Source organism: Pseudomonas sp. (genome assembly GCF_040514055.1).
GTDB lineage: Bacteria > Pseudomonadota > Gammaproteobacteria > Pseudomonadales > Pseudomonadaceae > Aquipseudomonas.
The window spans coordinates 42,743-53,220 of sequence record NZ_JBEVDL010000017.1; the positions used below are offsets into that span (position 1 = coordinate 42,743).

12 protein-coding genes are annotated in these 10,478 nt (G+C 63.4%); 1 reads left to right on the forward strand and 11 read right to left on the reverse strand.

The annotated features are described in order from the left end of the window. Positions 1–106: 106 nt before the first annotated feature. The 7 genes from ABWY06_RS05475 to ABWY06_RS05505 all read right to left on the reverse strand — a co-directional run bounded on the left by ABWY06_RS05475 (position 107) and on the right by ABWY06_RS05505 (position 5,897). Complete coding sequence (locus ABWY06_RS05475) at positions 107–439, reverse strand: YegP family protein (protein ID WP_353924558.1); 333 nt, start codon at positions 437–439, stop codon at positions 107–109. Positions 440–594: 155 nt separating this feature from the next. Continuing rightward, the gene (locus ABWY06_RS05480; RefSeq protein WP_353924559.1) at positions 595–1,248 is read right to left on the reverse strand and encodes an HAD family hydrolase; all 654 of its coding nucleotides are present in this window, start codon (positions 1,246–1,248) and stop codon (positions 595–597) included. Beyond that, positions 1,248–2,237 carry an ABC transporter ATP-binding protein gene (locus ABWY06_RS05485; RefSeq protein WP_353924560.1) on the reverse strand — a complete coding sequence of 330 codons (990 nt, stop codon included), beginning with the start codon at positions 2,235–2,237 and terminating at the stop codon, positions 1,248–1,250. Before ABWY06_RS05485 ends, ABWY06_RS05480 begins: the two co-directional genes overlap by 1 nt. Continuing rightward, positions 2,234–3,031, reverse strand: coding sequence for an ABC transporter permease (locus ABWY06_RS05490; protein WP_353924561.1), 798 nt, complete (start codon positions 3,029–3,031; stop codon positions 2,234–2,236). Before ABWY06_RS05490 ends, ABWY06_RS05485 begins: the two co-directional genes overlap by 4 nt. After that, positions 3,018–3,860 carry an ABC transporter permease gene (locus tag ABWY06_RS05495; RefSeq protein ID WP_353924562.1) on the reverse strand — a complete coding sequence of 281 codons (843 nt, stop codon included), beginning with the start codon at positions 3,858–3,860 and terminating at the stop codon, positions 3,018–3,020. The genes ABWY06_RS05490 and ABWY06_RS05495 overlap by 14 nt, the downstream gene beginning before the upstream one ends. Next, positions 3,857–4,663 (reverse strand): alkaline phosphatase family protein, encoded by an 807-nt coding sequence (locus ABWY06_RS05500; protein WP_353924563.1) that lies wholly within the window; start codon positions 4,661–4,663, stop codon positions 3,857–3,859. The genes ABWY06_RS05495 and ABWY06_RS05500 overlap by 4 nt, the downstream gene beginning before the upstream one ends. A 175-nt stretch (positions 4,664–4,838) precedes the next feature. Beyond that, positions 4,839–5,897 (reverse strand): ABC transporter substrate-binding protein, encoded by a 1,059-nt coding sequence (locus ABWY06_RS05505; RefSeq protein ID WP_353924564.1) that lies wholly within the window; start codon positions 5,895–5,897, stop codon positions 4,839–4,841. A 343-nt stretch (positions 5,898–6,240) separates the two neighbouring features. Between ABWY06_RS05505 and ABWY06_RS05510 the strand changes: the two genes are divergently transcribed. Next, a complete protein-coding gene (locus ABWY06_RS05510) occupies positions 6,241–6,957 on the forward strand; it encodes a UTRA domain-containing protein (protein WP_353924565.1) in 717 nt (238 codons plus the stop codon). Positions 6,958–7,233: 276 nt separating this feature from the next. On the opposite strand, the gene ABWY06_RS05515 is transcribed toward ABWY06_RS05510, so the two are convergent. The 4 genes from ABWY06_RS05515 to minD form a co-directional block, all read right to left on the reverse strand. Then, on the reverse strand, positions 7,234–8,523 hold the full coding sequence (locus ABWY06_RS05515; RefSeq protein ID WP_353924566.1) for a M18 family aminopeptidase: 1,290 nt from the start codon (positions 8,521–8,523) through the stop codon (positions 7,234–7,236). Between the two features lie 123 nt (positions 8,524–8,646). After that, the gene (locus ABWY06_RS05520; RefSeq protein ID WP_353924567.1) at positions 8,647–9,282 is read right to left on the reverse strand and encodes an RluA family pseudouridine synthase; all 636 of its coding nucleotides are present in this window, start codon (positions 9,280–9,282) and stop codon (positions 8,647–8,649) included. An 85-nt stretch (positions 9,283–9,367) separates the two neighbouring features. Beyond that, positions 9,368–9,622: a cell division topological specificity factor MinE gene (minE, locus tag ABWY06_RS05525; protein WP_353924568.1), complete on the reverse strand. Its 255-nt coding sequence runs from the start codon at positions 9,620–9,622 to the stop codon at positions 9,368–9,370. After that, the gene (minD, locus tag ABWY06_RS05530) at positions 9,619–10,434 is read right to left on the reverse strand and encodes a septum site-determining protein MinD (protein ID WP_353924569.1); all 816 of its coding nucleotides are present in this window, start codon (positions 10,432–10,434) and stop codon (positions 9,619–9,621) included. The genes minE and minD overlap by 4 nt, the downstream gene beginning before the upstream one ends. Between the last annotated feature and the right edge of the window lie 44 nt (positions 10,435–10,478).

Consider the following 10,478-nt stretch of genomic DNA (forward strand, 5'->3'; position numbering starts at 1 on the left):
TCGGGCCTGGTCCGTTGACCACGGCCCCAACTGAGGGGGGCAAGGCCAGGCTTAAGTTGCTATGTTTGGCTATCGGCAATGAGCGACGGCTAACGCTGTAGTGCTCTTAGGACAGGTCCTTGACGGTGGTGCTCGGTCCGTTGCTCTTGACCGAGGCGATGCCGGTAGCGCGGGCCTGTTCGGAGCTGTACAGCTCACTGGTGCCAATCACTTGATGGTTGGCCGCCTTGAGGGTGAAGTGGGGTTTGCCGTTGGCAGAGGTTTTTTTCTCGTAGCGCTCATCCAGAACGCTATTGGTTTGCACCGAGGCGATGCCGTTCTCGGCGGCGCTTTTGCTCGTGTACCCTTCGCTGGTCAGGATCGTCTCGGCGTTGCCCGCCTTGAGCACAAAACGGTACTGCTCATCCTTGCTCTTGCTCAATTCGTACCATCCAGCCATGACCACTCTCCTACTGCAGGTGAGAACAACACGGGTGCGTCGCCGGCTTCCCAGGGAGCGCCCCGAGAGGCTAGTAGCTGGCCATCACTCTGTCGAATCAGCGACTCGGGGCGCCGCGCCTGGGCTGACGGCCCGAATCGGTGCGCTGGTGAGCCTCAGCGCCAGTGCAGAATGGGCCAGCCAGCCTGCTCGGCATGGGCGCGCAGCACCGGATCGGGGTTGACTGCGTGGGGCTTGGCGACCAGGGACAGCAGCGGCAGGTCGTTGCGCGAGTCGGAGTAGAACGCCGCGTCGCCCAGGCTTTCACCCTCGGCCTGCAGCCAGGCGCGCAGGCGCGTGACCTTGCCTTCGCGGTAGGTCAGCACGCCGCGGGTCTGGCCGTTGTAGTGCCCATGGGCCTGTTCCAGGTCGATCGCCAGAACCTCCTCGACCCCCAGCCGTTCCGCGATGGCGCTGACCAGGAAATGCGCCGAGGCGGAGATCACCAGCAGGCGGTCGCCGGCGGCGCGGTGGCGGGCCAGGCAGGCGCAGGCATCGCCATGGATCAAGGGTTCGATCACCTCCTCGACGAAGGGCGCCACGACAAAGGCGACTTCTGCCTCGGTGCGCCCGACCAGGGGTGACAGGCTGAAGGCCATATAGTCTTCCATGGCCAGTTTGCCTTCGGCATAGGCGGCCATCAGTTCGGCGTCACGGCGCAGAAAGGATTCACCATCGACCCAGCCCAGCCGGGCCATCTGCTGGCTCCACAAACTGGCGCAGTCGCCATCGATCAGGGTGTCGTCCAGGTCGAAAATCGCCAGCGCCATCACGCCACCTCGCAGATCGAGGCAGGGTCGATGGACAGCGCCAGCTGCCGGCCGTTGGGGTGCAGGTCCTCGGCGCTGCGGTTCAGCACGTCCACCAGCAGTTCCACGCCACGGGCCTCGACCCGGTAGCGAATGACGTTGCCCAGCAGGCTGTGGCTGCGGATCTGCGCGGCGATGGCACCCTCGGCATGCAGTTGGATGGCTTCCGGGCGGATGGCGATGCGGCTTGCCACCGGACGCTGCAGCAACAGGCTGGCGGCAGTGGCATCGAGCAGGTTGTAATTACCGATAAAGCCGGCGGCGAAGGCGTCCACCGGCGCGGTGTAGAGGGTTTCGGCGTCGCCGCTCTGGACGATGCGGCCCTGGTTCATCAGCACGATACGGTCGGACATCACCAGGGCTTCCTCCTGGTCGTGGGTAACGAAAATGGTGGTCAGGCCCAGCTCGCGCTGGATCTGGCGGATCTGTTCGCGCAGGTGCTTGCGGATGCGCGCGTCCAGCGCCGACAGCGGTTCGTCCAGCAGCAGCAGGCGCGGCCGGGTCACCAGCGAACGGGCCAGGGCCACCCGCTGGCATTGGCCGCCGGACAGCTGGTGCGGGTAACGCTTGGCGAACTCGCTCAGCTCGACCATGGCCAGCGCCTCGTCGACCCGTTTCTGCGCCTCGGCGCCTCCGACTTTCTGCATGCGCAGGCCAAAGGCGACGTTCTGTTGCACGCTCATGTTGGGGAACAGCGCGTAGCTTTGGAAGACCATGCCGATGCCGCGTTTCTGCGGCGGCTGCGGCACCAGGTCCTCGCCATTGAGCAGGATCTGGCCACCATTGACCGGGGTCAGGCCGGCGATGCAGCGCAGCAGGGTCGACTTGCCGCAGCCGGAGGGCCCGAGCAAGGTGACGAACTCGCCCTGGGCGATCTCGCACTGGATATCGCTGAAGATGCTGGTTGGGCCGTAGCTCTTGTGCAGCCCCCGGATGCTCAGAAAACTCATGGGGTGTCCTTGTTCAAACGGTTGGCTGCCCAGGTGAACAGCAGTACGAAAAAGAAGTAGGAAATCACCAGGGCGCTGTTGAAGTGGCCGCTGCTGTTTTTCATGTTGTTGAGGTACACCTGCAAGGTTTCATAGCGGGTACCCACCAGCAGGTTGGCGAAGACGAATTCGCCGAACAGGAAGGAGAACGACAGGAACAGCGAGACCATCAGGCCTTTGCGCAGGTTCGGCAGCACCACCAGAAAAGCTGCCTTGGGGGTGCTGGCGCCCAGCAGGTGGGCGGCGTCCATCAGGTCGCGCAGGTTGATCGCCTGCAGGTTGTTGGTGATGGCGCGGTACATAAAGGGCAACGCTACGGTGAAGTAGCAGCCAATCAAAATCCAGGGCGTACCGGTCAGGGGCAAGGGGCCGGACGAATACAGCTGCAGCAGGCCCACCGAGGAGACCACCGGCGGCACGGCGAAGGGCAGCAGGATCAGGATGTTCATCAGCCCGTCGAGGCGCGGGAAATGGTAGTGCACCACGAACAGCAGCGGCAGGATCAGGACCACCGCCAACGCCAGGGCGCCGAAACACACCAGCAGCGATTGGCCGAAGGCCATCAGGAAGCGGCTGTCGCTCCACAGCGCCAGGTACCACTTGAGGGTCAGGCCATCGGGCAGGATGCTGGCCGACCAACTGGTGGACAGTGAATAGAGCAGGGTGCCCGCCAGGGGCAGCAGCAGGATGGCGAACAGCAGCCAGACCACCACCCGATGGTAGAGGCTGGCCGGAGCCCGATCAGCGCGCGACATGGTAGCTCCTTCTCAGCAGCCACTGGTGGGCCAGGGTAATGATCGCCATCAACCCCACCAGCACCATGGCCAGGGCGCTGGCCAGGTTCGGGTCGAGCACGATATCGCCCGAGACCAGGGCGGCGATGCGGATTGGCAGCACGTTGAAGTTGCCGGTGGTCAGGGCATAGACCGTGGCGTAGGCGCCCAGGGCGTTGGCCAGCAGGATGACGAAGGTGCCGAGCAGGGCGGGGGTCAGGACCGGCAAGCCGATATGACGCCAGAATTGCCAATGCCCGGCGCCCAGCAGCTCAGCCGATTCACGCCAGTCCTCGCGCAGGGCATCGAAGGCCGGGTAGAGCAGCAGCACGCCGAGGGGAATCTGGAAGTAGCTGTAAAGCACGATCAACCCGGTTTTGGAGTACAGGTTGAAGTCTTCGATGATGCCCGCCTGCTTGAGCAGGATGGTCAGGGTGCCGTTGAAGCCCAGCAGGATGATAAAGGCGAAGGCCAGCGGCACGCCGGCGAAATTGCTGGTCATGCTGGAAAAGGCCATGACGAAGTCGCGCAGTTTGGAGTCCACCTGGCGCAGCGAGTAACTGCCGAGCACGGCGATGACGATACCGATCAGGCTCGACCAGAAGGCGATCTGCAGGCTGTGCTTGATCGCCTGCAGGTAGAACTTGGAGTCCAGCAGCTTGCTGAAATTGCCCAGGCCCCAGGCGTCGCCGACGCTCAGGCTGTGCACGGCCACCCAGACCAGCGGGGCGATCTGGAAGGCGATAAAAAACAGGGCAAAGGGCAGCAGGCAGAGGGCCGCCAACCACTTGCCGCGCAGGGCGGAATTCACGAGAGCAGTTCCTTGCACAGGGGTTTGTCGTGGGCCACGCCGAGCAGCGTGCAGAGGGTGCCGCACAGTTCGGTTTGTTTCGGCCGGGCCGCCGGGTTCAGGCTGAAGGCCGCGCCCAGTACGAACAGCGGCACCTCGCGTTCCTCGGGCAGCAGGCCGTTGTGCGAGCGGTCGTTGTTCATGCCGTGGTCAGCGGTCACCATGACTTGGTAGCCGGCGTCCAGCCAGCGTTGCAGGTATTCGGCCAGCAGCAGGTCGGCGACCCGGGCGCTGTTGCGGTATTGCGGCGAATCCAGGCCATGTTTATGCCCGGCATCGTCGATGTTCATCGGGTGCACCAGCAGAAAATCCGGGTGGTACTGGAGGCGCAAATGCTCGGCGTCGGCGAACAGGTGCGAGTCCGGGTAGTGATCGGCGTAGTAGAAATGCCCGTGCTGGATGGGCAGGCTGCTGTCGGCGGTGTGGCGGTCACGGGCTGCGTCGAACGGCGCGCGGTTATACAGCTCGCTGATCCAGTGGTACGCGGCGGCGGCGGTGGAACGGCCGGCGGCACGGGCGTAATGGAACACGCTTTGCTGGTGGCTCAGACGCACCACGTCGTTGTGCACGATGCCGCTGTCGATGGGCGGCACACCGGTGAGGATGCATTCATACAGCGGGCGCGACAGCGAAGGCAGCTCGCACTCAAGTTGATAGAGCGCGGCGCGGCCGGCGCCGCAGTAGGCCTGCAGGTGACCCAGCGCATGGCGGGCGACCTCGAAATTCAGGCCATCCAGTACGACCAGGATGACGGAGTGGTTCATGGTGGTGAGTCCAAAGGCCTTCGGGTTTCAATGAACAGCGCACTGACGCTACGCGGTCGGTGCGGTGGCGACGGCTGCGGCCGTAAAAACAGCTGGGGCGGGTTCGGCCTACCCAGGGTAAACCGACCCGCCCAAACTGTAGTTACACGCTTCCGGACGCCGCAGGCGCGCGGGTTTATTCCATATTGATGATCACCTGTTCCTGCCACAGTTGCGGCAGGGCCTTGGACGTCGCTTCCCAGGCGGCGGCATCCTTGATCGGTTGCACCTTGGCGTATTGGGCCTGGGGCAGCAGTTTGGCCTGTACATCGGCGGGCAGCGTCAGGTGCTCGGCACGGATGGGCCGGGCGTTGCCCTTGGCCAGGTTGATTTGCCCGGCATCGGAGAGGATGTATTCACGCGCCAGTTTGGCCGCGTTGGGGTTCTTGGCGTATTTGTTGATGAGGGTGGTGTAGCCGGAGATCACCGAACCATCGGACGGAATCAGCACTTCGAAGCGGGTCGGATCGATCTGGTCGCGGTAGCTCAGGCCGTTGAAGTCCCAGACCACACCGACTTCCACTTCGCCCTTTTCCAGGGTCTGGATGGTCGGGTTGGCCAGTGACAGGCGACCCTGCTTGGCCAGTTCGGCGAACAGCTCGAGGCCCGGTTGAATGTTCTTTTCGTCACCGCCATTGGCAATGGCCGCGGCGAGCACACCGTTGACCGCTTGCGCCGCAGTGCTGACGTCACCGGCGGAGACCTTGTAGGTACCCTTTTTCAGGTCGGCCCAGCTGGTGGGGATGTCCTTGACCAGTTTCTTGTTGACGATAAAGGCGATCGAGCCGGTGTAGGCAAGCATCCAGTGCCCGTCCGGGTCCTTGGCCCAGACCGGAATCTGTTCCCAGGTGCTGGGTTTGTAGGCTTGGGTGACACCCTGTTTCACCGCGATGGGGCCAAAGGCCGCACCGACGTCACCGATGTCGGCGCTGGCGTTGTCCTTTTCGGCGGCGAATTTCGCGATTTCCTGGGCCGAACTCATGTCAGTGTCCAGATGCTTGAGGCCGTACAGTTTATTCAGGTCGACCCAGGTGTCCTTCCAGTTGGCCCAGGTATCGGGCATGCCAACGCTGTTTACCGCGCCTTCGGCGCGGGCAGCGGCTTCCAGACCCTTGAGGTCGGTGTCGCTGGCCAAGGCCGCGTTGGCCAGTGCAATGGTCGATCCGAGGAGTGAAGCCAGCAGCAAGCGTTTCATTCGAAGCTCCTTACGCGGTGACAGGGTTTGGTCTAGATCAGCAAGAGCCAGGCCAATCTAGGCCCATTAGATGACAATTTAATGTCGACTCCCCACACTCCAGCGCAGGCAAGGGTTTGCCGGAGGGCGCACCGTTCTAGCGTAGACCATAGTTAAGTCGCTGATTTAATTGATGTGATCTTTATTTTTTGGGCTGGCATGGGGCGTGCTAGAGCTGTGCCTGTCATGCGCCGGTCATCTAGGCTGACTACAGTCTGCTGTGGGTTTGACCTATGTTAGGCAAACTTCAGTGGGAAAATTGGCCCTGGATTGGGGCTGGTCTAGTCCAAATTAGGAGAGGGCGATGCGAGATGAAGCACCCCGCGCGGTCACCGCGATCTGCCGGGCGTTGCAGGAGCAACTCGAGCACGGCTTGCTGGGGCCGGGTAGTCAGTTGCCGGCCGAGCGTAAACTCAGCGAGCTGTTCTCCACCACCCGCATCACCCTGCGTGAGGCCTTGGGGCAGTTGGAGGCGCAAGGGCTGATCTACCGCGAGGAGCGGCGCGGCTGGTTCGTCTCGCCGCCCAGGCTGGCCTATAACCCGCTGGTGCGCAGCCATTTTCACGCCATGGTTGGCGAGCAGGGCCGCGTGCCGGCCACCGAAGTACTGGCGGCACGCCTGCTGCCGGCCTCGGCCGAAATCTGCGCCTTGCTGGAGTTGCCGGCTTGCTCCAGTGCGCTGCAGATCCGCCGCGCCCGACGGATCGATGGACGCCTGGTGCTCTATGTCGAGCACTACCTCAATCCCCAGTATTTTCCGGGTCTGTTGGACTTCGACCTGACCCTGTCGCTGACCGACCTGTATGCCAGCCAGTACGGGATCCGCTATGGGCGGGTGCGCTTCGACATGCTGCCCACCGCCTTGCCGGTGGAGGCGGCGGCGGCGCTCAAGGTGGCGGTCGGCAGCCCGGCGCTGCGCATCACCCGGATCAACCGCGATCAGCACGGACGCCTGATCGATTGCGATATCGAGTATTGGCGTCACGATGCGCTGCGGGTCAGTGTCGAGGTGCCGGAGTAGCGCGCAGCCGCCCCAAGGGCAGGGCTTCTGCAGACCGTAGGATGGCGTTGAGCGTAGCGATACCCATCTGCCTATCGACAGGCACCGCGCCCTGATGGGTTACGCCATCCAGACCGTGCTGCCCTGTCGAACCTCAGCCTGATGGCTAACCCATCCTACGAATCTGCTCAGCGCTGCGGTGGCCATTGGGCGTGGGTGGGCAGGTCGTCGTGGGCTCGTTGGGAATGCGCATACCGCGTCTCGCGCTCAGCCAGGCGCGAGCGCGGCCTACAGGTCTCAGGCCAGTTCCGGGCTGTCGTAGAAGGCGGTGAGCACCTTGACCAGGTGCGCCAGGTCATGGCTGCCGGCCAGTTCGCGGATCGAATGCATGGCGAAGGTCGGCAGGCCGATATCCACGGTACGCACGCCCAGCTGGCTGGCGGTGATGGGGCCGATGGTCGAGCCACAGCCCATGTCGCTGCGCACCACAAAGCTTTGCACCGGCACTTCCTCGGCCAGGCACAGGTGGCGGAAGAAGCCCGCGGTCTCGCTGCTGGTGGCGTAACGCTGGTTGCTGTTGACCTTGATCACCGGCCCGGCATTGAGCTTGGGGCCGTGGTTGGCGTCGTGGCGCTCGGCGTAGTTGGGGTGGATGCCGTGGGCATTGTCGGCCGAGACCAGCAGGGATTTCTGGATGATCCGGACAAAGGCTTCGTCGCCCGGCAGCAGGCGCCGCAACACCTGCTCGAGCATCGGGCCGTCGGCGCCACAGGCCGAGGACGAACCGACTTCCTCGTGGTCGGTGCAGACCAGCACGCAGCTTTCTTCAGGGCTTGCCGCCAGCAGCGCCTGCAGCCCGGCATAACAGGACAGCAGGTTGTCCAGGCGTGCACCGGCGATAAAGTCGCCGTTCAGGCCAATCACCGCGGCGCGCTGGGTGTCGTAGAAACTCAGTTCGTAGTCGAGCACCGCATCGGCGTTGAGCTCGTGTTCACGGGCCAGTTGATCGGCCAACAGGGCGCGGAAATCATAGGGCTCGTCGCCCACCAGCTGCGCCAGGATCGGCGGCAGCTCGTTCTGCGCGTTGATCGCCCAGCCCTGGTTGGCCTCACGGTTGAGGTGGATGGCCAGGTTGGGGATGATCGCCAGCGGCCGCTTGAAATCGATCCGGCGGCTTTCCACCTGGCCGTCGCGGCGAAAGGTGACCCGTCCGGCCAATGACAGGTCGCGGTCGAACCAGGGCGCCAGCAGCGCACCGCCATAGACTTCCACGCCCAGTTGCAGAAACCCCAGGCGCTGCAGTTCCGGCTGGGGTTTGACCCGCAGGCAGGGACTGTCGGTGTGGGCGCCCACCAGGCGGATACCGCCTTCCAGCGGGGCGCGTTTGCCCAGTTGCAGGGCAATGATCGAGGAATCGTTGCGGGTCACGTAGTAGCGCCCGCCGGCCAGGCCACTCCAGGCCTCGCGTTCGTCCAGATGCTGGTAGCCGGCCGCTTCCAGGCGCAAGGCGAGGGCGGCAGTGGCGTGGAAGGGGGTGGGCGAGGCCTCGAGAAAGTCGATCAGGCCTTGGTTCAGTTCTTCGCGCATGGGGCCTCCTGGCGGCAGTGGCCGGATTCTAGCGGATTTGCGCGGCCCAGGGGCAGGCGCAGGGCGCAGTTTCCCCAGTGCAGCCCTGCAGGGTGGATGATGTTTAATTCATCCACCTTCCACCTAATAGGGTGCCGGGCACTCGAAGCGCAGGCGTTCGCCGCTGAGGGGATGGGTCAGGCACAGCAGGCTGGCGTGCAGGCACAGCCGGTCGTGGGCGGCCAGGGCCTCGGCATGGGCATACAGGCGATCGCCCAGCAACGGATGACCGATCGACAGCATATGCACCCGCAGTTGGTGCGAGCGGCCCGTGATAGGCGTCAGCTCGACCCGGCTGTAGTGCCCGCAGCGCTGCAGCACGCGCCAGAAGGTCAGGGCGTTCTTGCCGTGCTCGTGGTCGACCACATGCCGCGGCTTGGTTGGCGGGTCGTAGCGCAGCGGCAGGTCGATGCTGCCGCTGTCGAGCGTCGGTTCGCCCCAGCACAGGGCGGTGTAGGCTTTTTCCGTCTCCCGATCATGGAACTGCCGCGACAGCTCGCGGTGGCTGTCGGCATCGCGCGCCAGCACGATCAGGCCCGAGGTTTCCCAGTCCAGGCGATGGACGATGCGTGCCTCGGGGAAGCCGTTGTCCTGCAGGCGAGTCACCAGGCAGTCCTTGTTATCGTCGGCGCGGCCCGGCACCGAGAGCAACAGGGTCGGTTTGTTGATCACCAGCAGGGCGTCGTCCTGGTGGACGATTTCGATATTCGACAGCGGCATGGGACTACCCAAAATGAAATGGCGGCCATCGAGGCCGCCATTGTTTAACATCCGTGCAGTGAAAACGCAGCGAGCGCAGTCGTTTTCAACGATCGGGCAGGGTGATATTCAGTTCCAGGATCGAACAGCTGCCCTGGCTTTCCAGGGCGACGTGCACCTGGTCCGAGTCGATATTCACATATTTGCGGATGACTTCTACCAATTCCTGCTGCAGGGCGGGCAGGTAATCGGGCTTGCTGCGTTGACCGCGCTCGTGGGCGACGATGATCTGCAAGCGTTCCTTGGCGATGGAGGCGGTGGATTCCTTTTTACGCTCGCGGAAGAAGTCGAAGATGTTCATTCACGGCCTCCGAACAGGCGTTGCAGGAAGCCCTGCTTTTTCACATCGAGGAAACGATGGGCCACTTCCTTGCCCAGCAGGCGATCGACCGCGTCGCTGTAGGCCTGGCCCGCGTCGCTCTGTTCATCGAGAATGACCGGCACACCCTGGTTGGAGGCTTTGAGCACCGCCTGGGATTCGGGGATCACGCCAAGCAGGCGGATGGCGAGGATCTCCTCGACGTCCTCGACGCCGAGCATTTCGCCGCGGGTCACGCGCTCCGGGTTGTAGCGGGTCAGCAGCAGGTGTTCCTTGATCGGCTCTTCGCCTTTTTCGGCGCGGCGCGACTTGCTCGCCAGCAGGCCGAGCATGCGGTCCGAGTCACGCACCGAGGAGACTTCGGGATTGGTCACGACTATCGCCTCGTCGGCGAAATACATGGCCAGGTGCGCGCCTTTTTCGATACCGGCCGGCGAGTCGCAGACGACGTATTCGAAGTCTTCTTTCAGCGCCATCAACACTTTTTCCACGCCTTCCACGGTCAGCGCGTCTTTATCGCGAGTCTGACTGGCGGCCAGTACGTAGAGGTTTTCCAGGCGTTTGTCTTTGATCAGGGCTTGTTGCAGGTTGGCTTCGCCGTTTACCACGTTGACGAAGTCATACACCACGCGACGCTCGCAACCCATGATCAGGTCGAGGTTACGCAAACCGACGTCGAAGTCGACGATAACTGTTTTGTGACCGCGCAGAGCGAGGCCGGTACCGATAGCGGCGCTGGTGGTGGTCTTACCCACACCACCCTTGCCGGATGTAACCACGAGAATCTTGGCCAAGGTGTTTCACCCCTAAGGAAAAAGGACTTTTAGCCCCTGAAAAA

What these genes read in the sequence shown, in the direction of transcription:
- ABWY06_RS05475 (WP_353924558.1), bottom strand. Translation starts at nt 439, where the DNA reads ATGGCTGGATGGTACGAATTGAGCAAGAGCAAGGATGAGCAGTACCGT.
- ABWY06_RS05480 (WP_353924559.1), bottom strand. Translation starts at nt 1,248, where the DNA reads ATGGCGCTGGCGATTTTCGACCTGGACGACACCCTGATCGATGGCGAC.
- ABWY06_RS05485 (WP_353924560.1), bottom strand. Translation starts at nt 2,237, where the DNA reads ATGAGTTTTCTGAGCATCCGGGGGCTGCACAAGAGCTACGGCCCAACC.
- ABWY06_RS05490 (WP_353924561.1), bottom strand. Translation starts at nt 3,031, where the DNA reads ATGTCGCGCGCTGATCGGGCTCCGGCCAGCCTCTACCATCGGGTGGTG.
- ABWY06_RS05500 (WP_353924563.1), bottom strand. Translation starts at nt 4,663, where the DNA reads ATGAACCACTCCGTCATCCTGGTCGTACTGGATGGCCTGAATTTCGAG.
- ABWY06_RS05505 (WP_353924564.1), bottom strand. Translation starts at nt 5,897, where the DNA reads ATGAAACGCTTGCTGCTGGCTTCACTCCTCGGATCGACCATTGCACTG.
- ABWY06_RS05510 (WP_353924565.1), top strand. Translation starts at nt 6,241, where the DNA reads ATGCGAGATGAAGCACCCCGCGCGGTCACCGCGATCTGCCGGGCGTTG.
- ABWY06_RS05515 (WP_353924566.1), bottom strand. Translation starts at nt 8,523, where the DNA reads ATGCGCGAAGAACTGAACCAAGGCCTGATCGACTTTCTCGAGGCCTCG.
- ABWY06_RS05520 (WP_353924567.1), bottom strand. Translation starts at nt 9,282, where the DNA reads ATGCCGCTGTCGAATATCGAAATCGTCCACCAGGACGACGCCCTGCTG.
- minE (WP_353924568.1), bottom strand. Translation starts at nt 9,622, where the DNA reads ATGAACATCTTCGACTTCTTCCGCGAGCGTAAAAAGGAATCCACCGCC.